Here is a 19,166-nt window from a genome sequence, read left to right as displayed (position 1 = left end):
CCTACGTTCCAAAATTCTTCTGGATCGCCTTGTCGAGCGTCTCGCCGCCGACGAAGCGCTGGCGCAGCTCCCGCTTGAGCAGCTTGCCGCTCGGGTTCTTCGGCAGGCTGTCGACGAAGATGACGCGCTTGGGCACCTTGAAATGCGCCATCTGGCCGGCGCAGTGCTTGATGACGGCATCCTCGTCGAGCTTCTCGCCGGTCTTGACCACGACAATGGCCGTGACCGCCTCGATCCAGCGCGGATCGGGCAGGCCGACGACGGCAACTTCCGAGACCGCGGGGATGCGATAGACCATCTCCTCGACCTCGCGGCTCGCGACATTCTCGCCGCCGGTCTTGATCATGTCCTTGACGCGGTCGACCACGGTGATGTGGCCCTCGGCATCGACGGTGGCGAGATCGCCGGAGTGAAACCAGCCGCCGGTGAAGGCCGCCGCGGTCTTCACGGGGTCATTGTAATAGCCGGAGAGCAGATGCGGCGAGCGGTGCACGATCTCGCCGACCTCGCCGACCTTCACATCCTCCATCGCCGTGTTGACCACGCGCGTCTCGACATTGAACACGGGCTTGCCGGCCGAGCCGGCCTTGCGCAGCTGGTCCTCCGGCCGCAGCACGGTCGCGAGTGGCGCGATCTCGGTCTGGCCGTAAAAATTCCAGAATTTTACGGCGGGCAGGCGGCGCTGGAGTTCGAGCAAGACTTCCACCGGCATGATCGAAGCGCCGTAATAGCCCTTCTGCAAGGTCGACAGATCGGTCTTGTCGAAATTCGGCGAGCGCAGCATCGCGATCCAGATCGTCGGCGGCGCGAAGAAGGACGTGATCTTGTGTGCCTGGATCAGCGCCAGGATGTTGTCGGCAGTCGGCTTGCCCGTGATCACGCCGGAGGCGCCGAGATAGATCTGCGGCCCCAGGAAGACGTCGAGCTGGGCGCAGTGATAGAGCGGCAGCGCGTGCAGGAACTTGTCGTCCGCGCTCATGCCGCCGTCGATGATGCAGCTGACGTACTGCCACATCACGGCTTCATGGGTCAGCATCGCGCCCTTGGGCAGCGATTCCGTGCCACTGGTGTAGACGATCTGTGCGAGATCGCGACTGTCGACGGATGCCTCCAGGAACGAGCCGTCAGGGCCGAGAAGATCGTCGAAAGTAGTGATGTCCGCGGGCGCTGTGGCCGGATCCTCGCCCGGCAGCCAGATCATCTTCTCAACCGCGCAGTCCTTGGCCGAAGCGGTGCGCGCGGGCTCGACGAAATCGGGACCGGTCGCGAGCAGCTTTGCGCCGGAACTCTTCAGGATGAAATTGATCTCGTCCGGATTGAGCATGAAGTTGATCGGCACCAGCACCGCACCGATCCGCGCCAGCGCGAAGCGCAATGCCGCAAACGCGTGCGAATTGCGCGAGAGCACGGCGACGCGATCGCCCTTGCTGACGCCCAGCCCGAGCAGACCGCGGCCGAGCCGGTTGCAGATCGCGTCCATCTCGGCAAACGTCCAGTTCACGTCGCCGCAGCTCACTGCAAGCTTGTTCGGCTCGCGGCCTGCCGAGCGGCGCAGCAGGTCGCCGATGGAGTGCTCGCGCGCTTTCGAGATGGTGGCCGCGATGTCGCCGGTCATGTGTTCCTCCGTGTGATATCTTTATTTGTTGGATTTCTTGGCTGAAATCTTGTGTCTTCATCAGGCGCCTATCTGCGCCGGGCCGCCTGGGCGTGCTCCATGTACATGTGCTCGACCGACCGATCGAGCGAGGCGATTTTCTCGAAACCGCGCCGCCAGTCCTGCAAGTGCCGGCGCGTCCAGAGCACGCCGGCCTCGCGGTCGCGGCGGCGGATCGCGTCGATCAGATGGCGGTGCGCGGCGACGAGGCGTGGGCCGCCTTCGGCAACGCCGGTCACGATCATCTCGGTGGTCGGATAGAACAGCTGCGCCGCCGGCTCGCGTGCGAGCTGGAGCACGCGGTTCTGCGAGGCCTTGGCGACCAGCACGTGGAATTCGGCATCGCATTCGGCGAGCGCGGCGGGATCGCCGAGCACGGCCTCGCTGCGCACGAGATTGTTGGTGAGCTCGGCGAGATTCGCTTCGGTCGCGCGCTCCACCGCGCCTTCGATGCTCGCCACCTCCAGCGTCATCGAGGCCTCGTAGAGCTCGCGAAACGTCACCTCATGCAGCACCAGTGCGCGGCTGAGGCGGCTTGCGAGCTTGGTGTAGCGCGGCAGGCAGGCGTGCAGACGGCGCGAGGAATCGCGGCTGATCAAGCCGCCCTCCTCCAGCACGCGGATGCCTTCGCGAATGGTCGAGCGGTTGACACCGAACTGGCGCACCAGATCATGCTCGGTGCCGATGGGATCGCCGGGCTTGATGCGCCCATTGACGATCTCGCGCTCGATGGCGTCGGCGACTTTCTGATAGGCCGGCGCGACATCGATCGGACGGAAGAGCGGCGAAACCGGCACGATAGCCCCCAAATGGCGATTGTCCGACAAACTATAGGATCACCCCGAAGACGCGTCAAACTGCGTCATTCATGCCGCAGATGCAGCAAATTGACTCCTGGGAAACCTCGCTCTAGCTTTGTCGGACAAAGGGACAGAATAGTCCCGTACAAGAGGAAACGTATCCATGAGACCTATCGCAGCACTCGTGTCTGCGGCCGGCTTGCTGTCGGCTGCCCTGATCGTCCCCGCCTCCGCCCAGCAGACCCCGCTCAAGATCGGCGTGCTCTCCGACTTCTCCTCGGTCTATTCCGACATCGGCGGCCAGGGGAATGTCGAGGCCACCAAGATGGCGATCGAGGATTTTGGCGGCCAGATGTTCGGCAAGCCGATCGAGATGGTCGCAGCCGACGTGCTCAACAAGCCCGACGTCGCCTCTACCATCGCGCGAAAGTGGTGGGAGACCGAGGGCGTCGACATGATCATCGACCTGCCCACTTCCGCCACTGCGCTCGCGGTGATGGAACTGTCGAAGCAGTACGAGAAGGTGATGATCGTGACCGATGCGGCTAGCTCCGACATCACCGGAAAATCCTGCTCGCCCTACACCGCGCACTGGACCTACGACACCTATTCCAACGCCCACACCGTCGGCAGCGCCATCGTCAAGAACGGCGGCGACAGCTGGTTCTTCCTCACCGCGGACTACGTGTTCGGTCATTCGATCGAGCGCGACACCGGCGACGTGGTAAAGGCAGCCGGCGGCAAGGTGCTCGGCAGCGTCAAGCATCCGCTCAACACGGCCGATTTCTCGTCATTCCTGCTTCAGGCCCAGGCCTCCAAGGCCAAGATCATCGGGCTCGCCAATGGCGGCGGCGACACCATCAACGCGATCAAGCAGGCCGGCGAGTTCGGCATCGTCGCCGGCGGCCAGAACCTGGCCGCGATCGTGATGTTCATCTCCGACGTGCACAGCCTGGGCTTGAAGCTCGCGCAGGGTCTGATCATCACCGAGGCCTATTACTGGGACCTCAATGACAAGACCCGCGCCTTCGGCAAGCGTTTCCAGGAGCGCATCAAGCGCATGCCGACCATGAACCAGGCCGCGACCTATAGCGCCACGCTGCACTACCTCAAGGCCGTACAGGCCGCCGGCACCAAGGACACCAAGACCGTGATGGCCAAGATGCGCGAGCTGCCGGTGAAGGATGCCTTCACCGACAACGGCATCCTGCGCGAGGACGGGCGCATGGTGCACAGCATGTTCCTGTTCCAGGTGAAGAAGCCTGAGGAATCCAAGGGCCCGTGGGACTATTACAAGCTGCTCGCCGAAGTGCCCGCCGACCAGGCCTTCCGGCCGCTGAAGGACGGCGGCTGCCCGCTGGTGAAGTAACGCCGACAACGACGGACCTGCATCGCCAAGCGCGGTGCAGGTTCTCTAGCGCCGTCGCAAATCCGACGGGCTGTGGCCGAACTTCTTGCGGAACACCGTGCTGAAATAAGACGAACTGCTGAAGCCTAGCTGATAGGCGACCTCGGTGATCGACAGCGACCGCAGTTCCGGCCGCGTCAGCACGTCGTAGCAGCGCTGCAGCCGGCGATCCAAAATCCATTCGGACACCGAGACATCGGTCAGCCGGAAGAGATAATGCAGATGCCTGAGCGAGACGCCATTGCTCTTCGCAATCTTCTCCAGCGACAGATCCGCATCGGTAAGGTGCGCCTCGATCCAGGCCTTGACCGAGCGCAGGCGGGCCTGCTGCGCGCTCGCATCCTCCGAGAATTCGTCCCGCTCGCCCATGTCGAGCGCGAGCGCCAGCACGTCCATCAGCTCACCGCCCAATCGCGTGCGCGCGGTCTCGTCGAGCGGCGCGCCTTCCGCGGCGAGCGTCGCGCAGAACTCGGCGGCGATCCGGCCAAGTCCGCGGCTCGTCGCCATCGTCGTCACGACCGGCAGCCGCCCTTCGCTGAAGCGCGCCGAGAATTCCGCGCGCGGAATCTCGAGATAGAGCGATCGTACCTTGCCGACGCATTCGAGATCATAGGCCTCGGAGGCCGAGAAGATCGCGCTCACGCCGGGATTCGACAGCAGGGTCTGACCGGCCTGAAGCACGTTGACCCGGCCCTGCTGGACGAATTCGACGTAGTAGCAATCCTTGTCGAGCTTTGCGATATGCCGTTCGCGGCGCGAGATGCGCTGCTCCGACAGCAGGACGTCGGTCATGGTCACCGCGCCGAACCGTGCCTCGCGAATGAAGCCGTGATAGTCGGATCGCTCCTCGGCGTTCACGTCGACATGGACGTAGACGTCGCAGATCGCGCCTTGCCACGCGGCGTAGCGTTTGGACGGCTCCAGATCGTCTGTCGAAAACACCAGGTTCATCGTCCGCCCATCCGTTGCGCCGCCATGATGAACGTCGTTTGTGCATCGCACAAGCTGGCCACGCATCGAGATTCTAGAGGGCCGCCGCCTACACGCAAGACCGTTTGCGCGGAGAAGCAAAAGCTTTGCGCTCCGGAGCAAGCCGCGCTCCGGCATGTGGCCTATGAAGAACAAAAAACGGTCAATGAGATAGGCGGGAAACGTTCGCTTGCATCAGCTCGGATCAGCCGCAGCACGAACTGCCGTGCCGCCCGAATGGCGATGCGCGTGAGCAGCGCTTTGCCATCCCCCATCACGACGCGGTTCACGCAGCCGGTCAAGACCATTGCCGATATCGAGGCGCTGGAGCAGCGGCCTTACGACTCGCTCATCCCCGCCCGCAATCTCGTTCATCTCTTCGAAGCTACGGCGCATTTGCATCCCGATCGTCCCGCGCTGACGGTTCTGACCAAGGGCTCGCGCGAGCCTGATGACGCGACGCTGACGCATCGGCAATTGCTGGCGGAGATCACGCGCGCGGCCAATCTGTTCAGATCGCACAGGATCGGCGAGAGCGGCGGAACAGTTGCGTTTCTCTGCCCGATCCTGCCGTCGCTGTTCCCCGCATTGCTCGGTGCCCAGGTCGCGGGAGTGGCCAGTTCGATCAACTATCTCCTGAACGAAGACGCGATCGCCGACCTGCTCCAGGCGCAGAATGCAACTGTTCTGGTCGTGGCCTCCGAAGCGGCCGATCCCGCGATCTGGATCAAGGCAAACAACGTCGCGCAACGCGTCCCGTCGCTGAAGACCATTTTTGCGATAGGCGCGAACGGTCCGCTGCCTGGAGGTTTTCTAAACTTCAATGAGGCGGTCGGGAGCACGCGCGGCACGCTGGACTTCGCACCTTCGACCGATCGCAATGCGATCTGCGCCCTCTTCCACACCGGCGGGACCACCGGGCGGCCAAAGCTGGTTCGGCTGACACATGGCAACCAGATCCATGCCGCCTGGAGCTTTGCGCAGGTCCACGGACTGGATGAGCTGGACGCCGCCGTGAACGGTTTTCCGCTGTTTCACGTCGGCGGCACCATGACGCTCGGCCTGTCGATTCTCGCTGCCGGCGGTCATGTGATCATTCCCTCGCCGTACAGCCTCAGAAGTCCCGAAGCGATTCGCGACTATTGGCACACGGTGGAGCGGTTTCGCGCGACCATCGTGAGCGGAGTGCCGACTTCGATTGCCGCTCTTGCCGAGGTGCCGATCGGATCCTCCGATGTCAGCACCGTTCGCATGGCGCTCACCGGCGGGGCCGTGGCTCCCAAGGCTGTCAGCGACAGGTTTCAGGCGCGGACCGGGATTACCTTGTTCGAGACCTACGGGATGACGGAGACCGCGGCCGCGATCGCTTTCAATCCCGGCCGTGGCACTCCCGTGCAAGGCAGCGTCGGCTTCAGGGCACCGTTCGCTAAGACCAAAATCGTCGCTCTGGCTGATGCCGAACTGAAGACAGAGTGTCCGCCTCTCACGAGCGGCCTCGTCCTCGTGAGGGGACCGCAAGTGTTTCCCGGATACGTCGATCCCCAGCACAACAAGGGCGTGCTCACCGACGACCACTGGATCGTCACCGGCGACGTCGGCTATCTCACCCCGGATCAACGCCTCGTGCTGACGGGGCGCGAGAAGGACCTCATCGTACGAAGCGGCCACAACATCGACCCTGCCGCAATCGAGGACGTCGCGAACGCCTTCCCCGGTGTCCAGATGAGCTCGGCCGTCGGCATGCCCGACGCCTACGCGGGAGAGGTTCCAGTTCTCTTCGTGGTGCCCTCCCCCGGGCAGACAATCGATCTGGCGCAATTGCGCGAGCATCTCGAACACAACGTCAATGAGCCTCCTGCGAGGCCAAAGCGCGTCGTCCTGCTCGAAGCTCTTCCGGTTACCGCCGTCGGGAAGATCTTCAAGCCCACGCTTCGCGATCTCGCCGTCCGGGAAAAGGTCAGGACCGAGATCGATCGCATCTTCGGCCCCGACACGGCGGCAGATATCCTCGTCGAGAAAGACGAGAAGCTCAACACAGTCGTCAGCATCTCAGTCCATTCCGGTGATCTGGCTCGAACAGAGATGCTCGTCGAAAGCCTTGCAACGCTTCCACAAACCTATCGTATCGAGAACCAATCGTCCTGACGATCGCGCAACAGCCGGGTCGAAGAAAGGCAAGACGGGGATGAAGCGCTTTCGTTTCAATCAGCAAGAGATCGTCTTCGCAGTCTTCGCGCTGCTGTTCCTTTTGTTTTCGATCTTCCTGCGCGGCTTTCTGACGCCGGACAACATGCTGACGCTGCTCCAGAACGTGGCAGTGCTCGGCATCCTCGGCCTTGCCATGGCGATCGTCGTGATCGGACGCGGCATCGACATCTCGCTGATCGCGGCCCTTGCGGTTCCGCCGGGACTGGTGCTCCAGATGGTGCAGAACGGTCATTCGCTGCCGGCCTCGCTGCTCACCGCCGTGCTGCTCACGATCGCGTTCGGCCTCGTCAACGGCTGGCTGATCGCCTATGCCGAAGTCCCTTCGCTGTTTGCGACGTTGGCAACGGGCCTGTTGCTGGCCGGGCTCGGGCAGACCGCGCTGTTCCAGCTCGACGTCGTGCAATGGAGCCCGGGCATGGACGGCTTCGAGCGGCTCGGACAGGGCACCATTCTCGGCATTCCGACGTCGATCTGGATGTTCGCAATCGCCTGCATCGTGGTTGCGTTCCTGCTGCGCCAGACGCGCTGGGGCGCCTATATCTATGCGATCGGCGACAACCCCTACGCCGCGCGTGTCACCGGCATTCCCTCACGCCCGATCATCGTCCTGCAATATGTGATCACCGCCCTGATCGGCTGCTTTGCCGGCCTCGTGATGGCGGCATCCGTCAACTCGATGCCGACCCGCATCTTCAACTCGACGCTCATCTATGACGTCATCCTGGTCGTCGTGCTTGGCGGCATCGGGCTATCAGGCGGCCGCGGCGGCGTGCTCAACGTCGTCATCGGCACGCTCGTCATCGGAACGATGCTCAACGGCATGACCATCATGGACATCTCCTACGCCGGGCAAAATCTCATCAAGGGCGTGGTGCTGCTGCTCGCCGTCATCACGGATTCCTTCCTGAATCCGCGCAACGAGGAAACGGCACAACAGGGCGACATCTGAGCGATCCGACCATAACGACAACCACAACCAAGGAGGAAGCAATGAAGCATTTCGGCAACCCGACAAAGGCAATTGTTGCCGCACTGGGTCTTGCGGCAATGACCGCGCCGGCCCTCGCCCAGCAGGGTCTGGACGAGCCGTTCCAGAAGCCGTTCAAGGAGGCACTGGCCGGCAAGACCGTGGCCTATGTGCCGGTCGCCATGAATTTCGACCTCACCGAGGGCTGGTATGCCGGACTGAAGAAGGAGCTCGAGCCGTTCGGCGTCAAGTTCGTGATCCGCGACGCCAACTGGAACACCAACGCCGGCGCGCAGGCCGTCACCTCGCTGATCTCGGAGAAGCCGGCGGTGATGGTGGTTCATAATCCGGACGTCCAGACCTACGCCAAGCTGCTGCAGCGCGCCGAGAACGAAGGCATCTACGTCATCCAGATCAATATGGGCTCCGCCTATCGCAGCTCGGCCTTCGTCGGTGCCAATTGGGTCGAGATCGGCGAACGCCAGACCGAAGGCGTGGTCAAGGCCTGCGAGGGCAAGTCCAACAAGATCGCGATCATCCAGGGTGCGCTGTCGGCCGCCGCGAGCGCCTATACGCTGAAGGGCGTCGAGAACGTGCTCGCCAAGCATCCTGAAATCAAGGTGGTGTCGAGCCAGGCCGCCGATTGGGACGCCGCCAAGGCCAAGGCGATCACCCAAACGGTGCTGAAGCAGAATCCCGATCTCTGCGGCATCGTCGGCTTCTGGGATGGTATGGACATCGGCACGGCAGCGGCCGTCAAGGAGGCCGGCCTCACCGGCAAGGTCTTCGTGGCAACTTCCGGCGGCGGCGAGCGCAAGGGCGCGTGCGAACTGGTCAAGTCCGGCGCGTTCGATCTCAACATGAGCTACGACGTGCCGACCCAGGCCGCGCAGATGGCCGGCACCATCAAATGGCTGCTGTCGTCGGGCATCAAGCCCGGCTCCGTCAAGGGCTCGGAATACACCACGCTGATTCCGATCACCAAGGAGAACGCCGATAGCCAGATGGCCTGCTGGAATCTCAGCGACCTCAAGAAATAATTGTCGCGACGCAAGACCCTGGCGTCCCGGACGATCTCACGTCCGGGACGCGGTCTCGAAACTTGCAAGGTCCCGGAATGCCGATGCGCGACACCCTGACAAGCCTGCGTTACCGCTACTGGCCCGATCATCTCCTCGGTGAAATCCTGTCCAAGCGATGGACCGAGACAGCTATCCCGGTCATCCTCCTCCTGATCGTCGGCCTCGCGCTCAGCCGGTCCATCGACAATTTCCTGTCACCAGCGAGCCTTGCCGACACCGCGCGCCAGGCCGGAGAGATCGGCTTCATCGCGCTCGGGCTGGCGCTGGTCGTTATCGTCGGCGGCATCGACCTCTCCGTCGGTTCGATCTTCGCACTGACCGATTTCTGTGCCCTCTATCTTCTCGACGTGCTGGGCTGGCCGGTCCCGGCGGTGGTGGCGGCCACCCTGCTTTGCGGTGCGCTGCTCGGCGCCGTCAACGGCATCCTGATCGGATATTTGCGACTTCGGGCCTTCATCACCACGCTGATCACCCTGATCATCTACCGCTCGGCCTACGATCTCCTGATCCAGCGCTACTCCAACGCGATCGCGTCGGCCTTCCCCGACATTCCGTCCTGGGATTTCATCGGCGCCGGCAGCATCTTCGGCATTCCGACCGTGGCGCTCGCCTATATCGTCATCGCCATCTTCGGCCATATCTTCATGACCCGGCTGCGCCCGGGCTGGCACATCACCGCGATCGGCGGCTCGCGTCGTTCGGCATACAATTCCGGCATTCCCGTCCGCCGCACCATCGCGCTCTGCTACGTCGCAAGCGGTGTGCTGACCAGCATCGGCGCGCTGTTCTTCGCGTCGCGGCTCGGCACCGTCGGTGGCGACATCGGCGTCGGACTAGAGGTCATCGTGCTGACCGCGACGGTGCTGGGCGGCATCACGCTCGGCGGCGGCAAGGGCTCGGTCGCCAAATCGGCGGTCGGGGTGCTGATCGTGCTCCTGATCACCAACGGCCTGACGACCATGAATGCACGTGGCGGCGTCAACCGGATGGCGCTTGCCGGCATCCTGCTCGTTGCTGCCATGGTCGACATCCGCTGGCAGAAGAACCGAACCCGCATCATCAGCAAGGTCTACGTTGCGCCAACCTATCACGCGCTACCTCCGCCTCCGCCGACCGAGATCGGGCAGGGCGGCCCGTTCGAGCAGAACGACAAGCTGCGCAACGTCGAATCGATCGGCCTCGGCCGCATCGAGGCGCCGGAGGACGTCATCCTCGACCGCCACGACAATCTCTATGCGGGATCGCGCCATGGCGACATCATGCGCTTCCTCGCGCCCGACTATCAGAAGATGGAGGTGTTCGCCCATATCGGCGGCCAGCCGCTCGGCATGGCATTCGACCGCGAGGACAATCTCTACGTCTGCATCGGCGGCATGGGGCTCTACCGGATCAAGCCTGACGGCACGGTGGAAAAGGCCACCGACGAGACCAATCGCAGCATGCGCTCGGTCAACGACGACAGCCGCCTGCGGCTCGCCGACGATCTCGACATCACCGACGACGGGCTGATCTTCTTCTCCGAGGCCACCGTGCGTTACGAGATGGACGAGTGGCCGATCGACGGTCTCGAGGCGCGCGGCAATGGCCGCATCATCTGCTACGACACCAAGACCGGCGTGACGCGTACCGAGCTGCGCGGCCTCAAATTCCCCAACGGCATCTGCGTCGCCAGCGACGGCCAGTCGATTCTCTTCGCCGAAACCTTCGGCTGCTCGATCAAGCGCTATTGGTTCGCAGGGCCAAGGAAGGGCAAGGTCGAGGTCGTCATGGACAATCTGCCTGGCTACCCCGATAACATCAACCTCGCCTCCGACGGCAATTACTGGCTGGCGCTGGTCGGCATGCGCAGCCCCTCGCTCGACCTCGCCTGGAAGATGCCCGGCTTCCGCCGCCGCATGGGCAAGCGCGTGCCGGTGGACGAATGGCTGTTCCCCAACATCAACACCGGCTGCGTGGTCAAGTTCAACGAGCAGGGCAAGATCGTCGAATCGTTCTGGGACCTGCGCGGCGAGAACCATCCGATGATCACCTCGATGCGCGAGCATCGCGGCTATCTCTATCTCGGTGGCATCCTCAACAACCGGATCGGCCGCTACAAGCTCGACAACGCCGATCCGAACTTCGTCCAGTACGACAAGCGGTGGGGGAAGCAATCGTGATCGCGGCCGTCAGGGAGTTCGCCAACCGCTTTCTCGGGCGCGGCGACGCCACCATCACCGTACCGTCCTTCGACGGCGCATTGAAGCCCAACCAGAAGCTGGAAGCGGCCGAGACCCTGCTAGCCTGCGAGTCGCCGGAAGACCTCGCCACCGACGGCCGCAATCTCTTCATCGGGGACGGCCAGAGGCTGCTCCGCCTGGACGGCACGGCATCGGAGGTCCGCAGCTTCGAGCGGCCGATCTCGGCACTCTGCGCTCTCCCCGGCGGCGGCCTCGCCGTCGCGCTCGGAGGGCGCGAGGTGCGTCTCTACGCAAGTCCCTCTGCCGAGCAGCCGAACGCGACCTTTGCAGATAGCGCCTTCAATGCCGTCAACGCGCTGACGCTCGCGGGCGACAACACGCTGATCGCGACGGACGGCTCGGCGACATGCGGCGTCGATGACTGGGCACGCGATCTGATGGAACTCAACCGGAGCGGCCGGGTGTTCAGGCTCGATCCCGCCAACAAGACCGTGACACCGCTGGCCCAGGGACTGGGCCATGCCTTCGGTGCCTGCGCGCATGGCAACGGCGTGCTGGTCAGCGAGAGCTGGCGTCACCGCCTCGTGCTCGTGGCACCGGGTACATCGCCGCGAACCGTCCTTGCTCACTTGCCGGTCTATCCGTCGCGGCTGTCAAAAGCCTCGGGCGGCGGCTACTGGCTCACCGCCTTCACGGCGCGCACCCAGTTGATCGAGTTCGTGTTGCGCGAGCCCGCTTACCGCCGCCGCATGATGGCAGAGATCGATCCGGCATATTGGGTGGCCCCACGCCTGCGCTCGGGCTTCTCGTTCAAGGAACCGATGCAGGGCGCGCACATCAAGACCATGGGCGTGATCAAGCCGTGGGCGCCGCCGCGCTCCTATGGCCTCGTCATCCGACTCGATGTAGATGGCCAGCCGCTCTATTCGCTGCACAGCCGGGTCGACGGCGCCAATCACGGTATCGTTGCGGCGATCGAGATGGGCGGCGACCTCGTCCTGATCGCCAAGGGACCGGGCCGCGTGCTGCGACTGCCGCTGTCCGGTCTTGCCGAGGAGTTCCGCTCATGAGCGACATCGCACTCTCGCTGCGCAAGGCCACAAAACTTTACGCCGGCGTGCCCGCCATCGACGGGGTCGACTTCGACCTCCGCCGCGGCGAGATCCACGCGCTGGTCGGCGAGAACGGCGCCGGCAAATCGACACTGACCAAGGTGATGGCCGGCGTGGTGACACTGACTTCGGGGACCATGACGATCGACGGCGCCGACGTCGCACCACGGACACCGCTGGAGGCGCGCAATCTCGGCATCGCCATGGTGTTCCAGGAAAACAGCCTGGTGCCGACCATGACTGTCGCGCAGAATCTATTTCTCGGGCAGGAGAAATTCTATAACCGCCTGCGCGGCATCTACATCGCTGCGCAGCAGTTCCTGCAATCGCTCAATTTCGACGTGACGCCGACCGCCACCGTCGGCGGCCTCGGCGCCGCCAAGAAGCAGATGGTGGAGATCGCGCGCGCGGTTTTGCACCGCGCCAAGGTCATCATCTTCGACGAGCCGACGGCGTCGCTGACGCCGGAAGAGAAGAAATACTTCTTTGACCTCGTCCGCGATCTCAAGAAGCGCGGGGTCTCGATCGTCTTCATCTCGCACGCCCTGGAAGAAGCTTTGCTGCTCGCCGACCGCATCACGGTTCTGCGCGACGGCAAGCACGTCGTCACCGACGATGCCACCAAGTTCGACCGCGCGGCGATCGTGCAGGCCATGGTCGGGCGCGACCTCTCCAACACGCTCTACGGTGCACGAAAGAGCAGCGTGCGGCCGCCCGGCGCGCGCGTACTCACCGTGCAGAACCTGAAGATGGCGCCGATGGTGAAGAACAATTCGCTGTCGGTGTTCGCCGGGCAGATCACCGGCGTATTCGGCCTCGTCGGTGCCGGCCGCACCGAAACGTTCAAGATCGTCTCAGGTGTGCTCAAGCGCGACTTCTTCCACGGCGGCGAGATCTTGCTACACGACAAGCCGGTCCGCTACCGGGTGCCGGCGCCGGCGGTCAAGGCGGGCATCGCCTATGTCACCGAGGACCGCAAGGTCGAGGGCTTCTTCGAGACGTCCTCGATCGCACGCAACATCTATCTCGGCCTTCTGTCGAAATTTCCCAAGGGCCGCATGATGCTGTCGCAGCGAGAAAACGAGGCAATCGGCAGGACCTGGATCGAACGGCTCAAGGTTCGAGCGATTGGCAACGACGGCAAGGTGGTCGAGCTTTCCGGCGGCAATCAGCAGAAGGTCGTGATCGCCAAGTCGCTGGTGCAGGAACCGGACCTGATCATCTTCGACGAGCCGACCCGCGGCGTCGACGTCGGTGCCATCGTCGAGATCCACGAGCTGATCAACCAGCTCGCCGACGAGGGCAAGGCGGTGGTGGTCATCTCATCCTACCTGCCCGAGATCATGGCGCTCTCCGACCGGATCCTGGTCTCACGGCAGGGCAAGGTCGTGGAGGAATTCTCCGCGCTCGACGCGACGGAGGAGAGGATCATGTACGCGGCGATCCACTGAGCAGGACGATCTACGGCTTGCGCGCCTTCTGGCGCAGCGCCTCGATGAGGCGCAGCTTTAGTTCATCTGCGGCCTTCTGGCTGACGTCCTGGCCGATCTGCGCGCTCGCCTGCGCCAGCGCGTCGGACTTTTCCATCAACTTCCGGCCAGCAGGCTGGGCATAGAACGCCTCGATCTGGCGTAGCTCGTCGACGGTGAAGTTTTTGGCATAGAGAGTGGCGATCTGGTCGATCATCGAGGCAAAGAACGGCGCGTAGATATCCGAGCCCGGCGCCGTCATTGCATCATAATCGTGCTCGATCTCAGGCCGGTCCTGTGCGACCACGGGTCTCAGCTTGAGCAGGAGTTGCGGGAGCACCGCGCGATACTGATCAGCGATCTTCAGCGTGGCGACGAGTTTCCGCGCAGCATCCATCGCCTCGGGCGACGGCCCTTGCGCCGACGCGTTGCAGACGAGGAGCAGGAGGGCGCCGGCAATCGTCAACAAAAATCTCGACATGCATCTCTCCCGAAAAATCGTCCCGGCGACGCGATGTGTTCTCAGCGGCGAGCCGGAGCCGCGCCGATGACCGTTACCGGCACGCCTTCGGCGGCGGCCTCCCGCTCGTCGTCGACATCCGTCACCTTGACGAAGAGGCTGGGCACCCGTTCGGCGCGGTCGAGCAGCCACGCCGCCCCGAACATGATGACGAAGCCGGCGAACGAGACGGCGAGTTGCTCCCAGACGCCCCTCGTGTATTGCATCAGGATCCAGTGCGCCGAGAACGACAGGAACACGCTGAGGCAAAAGATCGGCAGCGAATGCTGGCCGCAGAGGATGACCGGGTGCGCCCATCTCGAACGCAACGCTTTCCAGTGGCGCGGGATGAAATAGGTCATCCAGATCGCCAGCGCCAGAAAGTGCGTGAAGCGCAGCATGTCGAGGTCGGTCTTGTCGATCGGATAGATCGCCTTGATCATCCATTTCGGGATCAGCGCCTCGAGCGCAGGGATGTGCCAGGTCATCACGATCAGAAACGCGAAGGCGAGCCAGGCCGCCGCCAGTCCCATCACCGCCTTCGACCACACCCATGTCGCGATCTTGTCGATCTGGCCGACGCCACACCAGGCGGCGAACACGAACATCAGCTGCCAGCAGAACGGGTTGAAGTACCAGGTCGTGCCGGGCGGATAGGAGGCGATGTTCCAGTCGAACCGGCGCGCCAACACATACAGCACGACGGAGGCGGCCAGCGTCAGGTTCGGCCGGCGCACCAGGCCCCACACGATGAAGGGCGCGGCGAGCACCAGCGTGATGTAGAGCGGCAAAACATCGAGATTGACCGGCTTGTAGCGCAGCGAGAGCGCCTGACCTATCAGGATGTCCGGATGGTCGAGAAAATTGTGAACGTTGAACTCGTCCGCATACATCGGGTTGTCGAACCTCCTGACCGTGCGCGCGATCTGCGCCGTGAACAGCAGGAACAGCATGATGTGGGCAACGTACATCTCGCCCGCGCGCCGCCACAGCCGCTTCAGCGCGGCGAGAAACCAGCCGCCGGCGACGATCGGCCCGTAGATCCAGCCGACCAGGTAGCCGGAGATGAAGACGAAGAACTCGGCGGCGTCACTGAAGCCGTAGTTGCGCAAGGTCAGCCAGGCCACGACGTCGTGCGGGATGTGATCGAGGAAGATCATCCACAACCCGACGCCGCGGAAGAGATCGAGCCGCAAATCGCGCTCGACCGGCGCCAACAAAGCTGACTGGTCCCGTGTGATCATGGCCCCGCCTCGTCCGGATGGGCGTCGCGCCGTCGCGGCGCCAAAAAATCGAATGCTAAAAAATACAGATCAAAAGTCACCTGGCCCTGCGGCTAGTGCCGACGGTAGCCGACCTTGGCGTCCGTGCAAGGGGCTTCATCACCAGGGCGCGCAGACCGCGTCCGGCAAGTCATGAAACCTTGAACGGTGCCGGCAGGAGGTGGTGGTCCTCCCTGCAAAATGTCGAAAACAACCCCATGCACAGTAGCGACGGTCTCTTAAGTCCTTGCTTTGCCTGCGAAACTCAAATGACCCGTCGGGCAAAAAAATCAGCCGGACGGTACGATCGCACGCCAGGGAGGGAGCAGGGTCAGGTCAGCTCGCCACCCCGGGCGAGCATCTCGGTCAGCATCGCCTCGGCCTTGTGCTGGAGCGGCAGCGCGCCGCTCTCGGAGGCGATCGCGACGGTCGCACGCAGGGCAGCGAAGATGGCTGCCTTGTTCTCCTCGCCGGAGGATGGCGTCACCATGGCCTCGCCGAACAGGGCCTCGGCCTCGAGGCCGGAAAACCCCTGCTGGCGGGCGGTGTTGCGCGCCTCGCGCAGCATGTTCTGCGCGGCCTGGACTTCGCCGAGGCGGAAGGTTGCGAGCGCAAGGTAGATCGAGCTGCGCAGCACCGCCGAGGTATAGCCGACCGCCTTCGCCTCCTCGCGCGCCTCGGCCAGCATGCCGCGCGCCCGGTCGAACAGCCCCTGCTCCAGATAGGCGATGCCGAGATGACAGGCGAGCACCGGCACGAACAGCCGGATGCCGTGCTTCTGCGCCAGCACGAACCCGTCTTCGAGAATGGCAGCGGCCGCGGCCGGCTCATTGCGCCCGAGCATCAGCCAGCCGCCGCTATAGGCGGCGGCGACGCGGTCGTAGGGACGGTTGGTCTCTTCCGCGATCGCGGCGGCCTGTCGCTGGAGCTGGCCGGCGGCGTCGAGCTCGCCCATGACGGTGTGGGTGATGCTGTTCATCATGCAGCACAGCAGGAGCAAAGATCGTGCAGTCGTGCCGATTGGGGCACTGGCTGCGGGCGCGGCGAGATGGGCGCGGGCGGCGGCCAGCATTTCCTCTGCGCCATGGTAGCGCCCGGCAAGAAAATAGGCCTGCCCGAGGCCATACTGCGCGAGATTGCGCCAGGCGGGATTGCCCGAGGTCTCCGCCAGATGCACGACGTCTTCGCCGATCGCGACGGCTTCGACGGGCGTTCCATAGAAATTCTGCGCCCCCGCTCTCATCGTCATGGCCGCGACCTTGCGCCCAATGTCGTTGATCGCATCGGCTCGGCGTTCTGCTTCCCTTCCCAAATCCAGGGCTTCGGCGACACGCGCCGATCCGGCAAAGGCCAAACGCGCCTCCATCCGGAGATCGATGGCGTCCACCTCTCGCGCGTGCGTCACAGGAGTCTTGTCGAGAGATCCCATCGCGATCTCGAAATAGTCGACCGCGTCGGCATAGGCCGAGCGAACCAGACATTTTCGAGCGGCGCTCCTGCCGTGTTGAAACGCCTTCTGCCAATCCTTTGCCCTCGTCGCGTGATAGCAGAGCGTGTCCGGACCATCGGCCCATGCCTCATCGTCCTCAAGCGCTGCGAGTATGCTGGCATGGATGCCGTCCCGCACCTTTTCGACCATCGAATCGTAGGTCACCTGCCGGACCATCTCATGCCGGAATTCGAGCGAGTCCTCCAATTCACTGTCGATCCTGACGAGCAGTTCGGCGCGATCGAGCGCGGTAAGGCAATCCTGCAGGACGTCTTCCGGCAAGGCCGCTACCTTCCGCAGCATGGCCTGGTTTGCTCGATGTCCAAGCGCCGCAGCGATCTGGAGGAGTGACCGTTCTTGTCGTGACACGCGATCAAGGCGCGCCGCGATGACGCCCTGGATGCTGCTGGGGATACCCAGCTCATCAACAGGACGCGCGAGGGAAAGATCACCCCACTGACCAAGGAGCATGCCGCTGTCCTTCAGATTGCGGCAGACTTCCTCGATGAACAGCGGAACGTTGGACGTATGAGAAATGATCCGATTCTTCAGGTCTGCGTTGGTCGTGGCGGGGCCAAGCATATCCGCGAGCATGGCCAGGCCCGAATCGTCGTCGAGAGGCCGCATCGCCACGATTTCCGGGCGACAGCGTGCGATCCACACCGGCATTCCATTGGGCCGCGTCGTCAGCAGCACGAGCAAATCGGGGCATTGCAGCCCTGAGAGGGTGGCCACCACGGCATCGCTGGCCCGATCGATCCAGTGCAGGTCCTCGATCAGAAGAATGGTGCGCTGGCGACGGGCGACGCCCTCGACGATCGCGCAGCTTGCATCTGAAATCGCACGACCACGCGCGTGAGGCTCCAATTCGTCCCATTGCGAATCGGAAATCGGCAGGTCGAGGACCGCGTCGACCGCTCGCTGCTGTACTGCTGGCAACGCGTCCCTGGGATCGTCCGCCTTGGTCTGATCAAGGATCGACAGCAACAGACGCTTGAGGGCGCTGTACGGCGCACCCTGGAGATTCGGGCTGCACTCGGCATCGATCAGCCGCCAGCCGCTGGCGCGGAGGTCCTGCGCGAACTCATGCGCGAGCCGCGACTTGCCAATGCCGGCGTCTCCCATCAGCAGAACCGTCTGCCGACTGGCGCTGACCCTTTCCGCAGCACGCCACAGCAAGGCCCGCTCCGTCGTGCGATCGACGAAACGGGAAATACTGCGCGCTCGCCGGACCCGCCAGCTCGAAAGATCGCTCGCACCCATGACCCGGTACACAGGCTGGGGTTCACCAAAGCCACGGAGCGCCTTGCGGCCGAGGAATTCAAAGCGGACGTGCCCGTCGGCAAGCTTCTGGCAGGCCTCGGAGACGTAGATCTGGTTCGCCTCGGCCGCTGCCTCAAGCCGCGCGGCCAGATGCTGGGCTGCTCCGCCGATCTCGTAGACCTTGGAGAATTCGCTCGCGACCATGTAGGCTACGACATGGCCCGAGTGGAGGCCAACCCGGACCTGAAGTCCGGGATCGCCCAGGCTGCCGACACGCCGGACCAGCTCAATGGCCGCGTGGCAGGCCAGCGGCGCGTGGTTGTCGTCGGCAATCGGGGCGCCGAATACCGCGGCCAACCCGTCGCCCAACTCCTTGCTGACGATGCCGCCGAACTGGCGCACCGCGCCTCTCATTGCCGCGAGCGCCGGTTCAAGGCGCAACACCGCCGCCTCCGGCTCCAGCTCGGCAACAAGGCCTGTGGAATCGACGACGTCGGCGCGCAGAATCGTCACAAACCGCCGTTCGCTGTCGGGGTCGATGCGCTGACGGACCGCCGCTCCGCATTTGGAGCACCAGCTGTCGCCCGGACCAATCGCCGACTGACACGCGAAGCAATGCATTCCAGCGCCTTAAACGACTGCCTCGGCAGTCCGCTCCAACGCCCGCGAGGCGTTTGACGTACATTACCCATAGTGGAATGCATGGCAATTGGGCTTGCGGGATACGTGATGTTACAGGATGGTAGCCCGCTGGGCGAAGTACAGTCCTGAGTGGCGGCGTGACTGCGCACAACAAGTTGCGTG

General features: G+C 63.7%; 13 protein-coding genes. 7 read left to right on the top strand and 6 right to left on the bottom strand.

Going from position 1 to position 19,166, the window contains the following annotated elements; all coding sequences use genetic code 11:
• Nucleotide 1 precedes the first annotated feature (1 nt).
• Both AB7008_RS05445 and AB7008_RS05440 read right to left on the bottom strand, forming a co-directional pair.
• Nucleotides 2-1,615: an acyl-CoA synthetase gene (locus tag AB7008_RS05445; RefSeq protein WP_441258588.1), complete on the bottom strand. Its 1,614-nt coding sequence runs from the start codon at nucleotides 1,613-1,615 to the stop codon at nucleotides 2-4.
• A gap of 68 nt (nucleotides 1,616-1,683) precedes the next feature.
• Complete coding sequence (locus tag AB7008_RS05440; protein WP_304492708.1) at nucleotides 1,684-2,451, bottom strand: FadR/GntR family transcriptional regulator; 768 nt, start codon at nucleotides 2,449-2,451, stop codon at nucleotides 1,684-1,686.
• A 166-nt stretch (nucleotides 2,452-2,617) separates the two neighbouring features.
• Between AB7008_RS05440 and AB7008_RS05435 the strand changes: the two genes are divergently transcribed.
• Nucleotides 2,618-3,823, top strand: coding sequence for an ABC transporter substrate-binding protein (locus tag AB7008_RS05435; protein WP_085403529.1), 1,206 nt, complete (start codon nucleotides 2,618-2,620; stop codon nucleotides 3,821-3,823).
• A gap of 45 nt (nucleotides 3,824-3,868) precedes the next feature.
• Here AB7008_RS05435 and AB7008_RS05430 read toward each other — a convergent pair whose 3' ends face one another.
• Complete coding sequence (locus tag AB7008_RS05430; protein ID WP_304492707.1) at nucleotides 3,869-4,813, bottom strand: helix-turn-helix domain-containing protein; 945 nt, start codon at nucleotides 4,811-4,813, stop codon at nucleotides 3,869-3,871.
• Nucleotides 4,814-5,074: 261 nt separating this feature from the next.
• Here AB7008_RS05430 and AB7008_RS05425 point away from each other — a divergent pair, with 261 nt between their 5' ends.
• The 6 genes from AB7008_RS05425 (at nucleotide 5,075) to AB7008_RS05400 (ending at nucleotide 13,831) form a co-directional block, all read left to right on the top strand.
• Entirely contained in the window at nucleotides 5,075-6,976 is a 1,902-nt protein-coding gene (locus tag AB7008_RS05425; protein WP_441258587.1) for an AMP-binding protein, read from the top strand.
• A 40-nt stretch (nucleotides 6,977-7,016) separates the two neighbouring features.
• On the top strand, nucleotides 7,017-7,988 hold the full coding sequence (locus AB7008_RS05420; RefSeq protein WP_028157322.1) for an ABC transporter permease: 972 nt from the start codon (nucleotides 7,017-7,019) through the stop codon (nucleotides 7,986-7,988).
• A gap of 41 nt (nucleotides 7,989-8,029) precedes the next feature.
• Complete coding sequence (locus AB7008_RS05415) at nucleotides 8,030-9,046, top strand: sugar ABC transporter substrate-binding protein (protein WP_028157321.1); 1,017 nt, start codon at nucleotides 8,030-8,032, stop codon at nucleotides 9,044-9,046.
• 77 nt (nucleotides 9,047-9,123) lie between these two features.
• Nucleotides 9,124-11,247 (top strand): ABC transporter permease subunit, encoded by a 2,124-nt coding sequence (locus tag AB7008_RS05410; protein ID WP_248881340.1) that lies wholly within the window; start codon nucleotides 9,124-9,126, stop codon nucleotides 11,245-11,247.
• Nucleotides 11,244-12,338, top strand: coding sequence for a hypothetical protein (locus AB7008_RS05405; RefSeq protein ID WP_441258586.1), 1,095 nt, complete (start codon nucleotides 11,244-11,246; stop codon nucleotides 12,336-12,338). The genes AB7008_RS05410 and AB7008_RS05405 overlap by 4 nt, the downstream gene beginning before the upstream one ends.
• Nucleotides 12,335-13,831 carry a sugar ABC transporter ATP-binding protein gene (locus AB7008_RS05400; protein ID WP_441258585.1) on the top strand — a complete coding sequence of 499 codons (1,497 nt, stop codon included), beginning with the start codon at nucleotides 12,335-12,337 and terminating at the stop codon, nucleotides 13,829-13,831. Before AB7008_RS05405 ends, AB7008_RS05400 begins: the two co-directional genes overlap by 4 nt.
• A gap of 10 nt (nucleotides 13,832-13,841) precedes the next feature.
• Here the strand turns inward: AB7008_RS05400 and AB7008_RS05395 are convergent, their stop codons facing one another.
• From AB7008_RS05395 to AB7008_RS05385, 3 genes are all read right to left on the bottom strand, one after another.
• Nucleotides 13,842-14,330: a DUF2059 domain-containing protein gene (locus AB7008_RS05395; protein WP_441258584.1), complete on the bottom strand. Its 489-nt coding sequence runs from the start codon at nucleotides 14,328-14,330 to the stop codon at nucleotides 13,842-13,844.
• A 41-nt stretch (nucleotides 14,331-14,371) separates the two neighbouring features.
• Nucleotides 14,372-15,592 carry an OpgC domain-containing protein gene (locus tag AB7008_RS05390; protein WP_212453171.1) on the bottom strand — a complete coding sequence of 407 codons (1,221 nt, stop codon included), beginning with the start codon at nucleotides 15,590-15,592 and terminating at the stop codon, nucleotides 14,372-14,374.
• 349 nt (nucleotides 15,593-15,941) lie between these two features.
• Nucleotides 15,942-18,983 carry an ATP-binding protein gene (locus tag AB7008_RS05385; RefSeq protein ID WP_441258583.1) on the bottom strand — a complete coding sequence of 1,014 codons (3,042 nt, stop codon included), beginning with the start codon at nucleotides 18,981-18,983 and terminating at the stop codon, nucleotides 15,942-15,944.
• Nucleotides 18,984-19,166 lie beyond the last annotated feature (183 nt).

The sequence above is a fragment of the Bradyrhizobium sp. 521_C7_N1_3 genome, assembly GCF_052075975.1.
Taxonomy (GTDB): domain Bacteria; phylum Pseudomonadota; class Alphaproteobacteria; order Rhizobiales; family Xanthobacteraceae; genus Bradyrhizobium; species Bradyrhizobium japonicum.
This window is presented reverse-complemented; position numbering and strand designations above follow the sequence as displayed.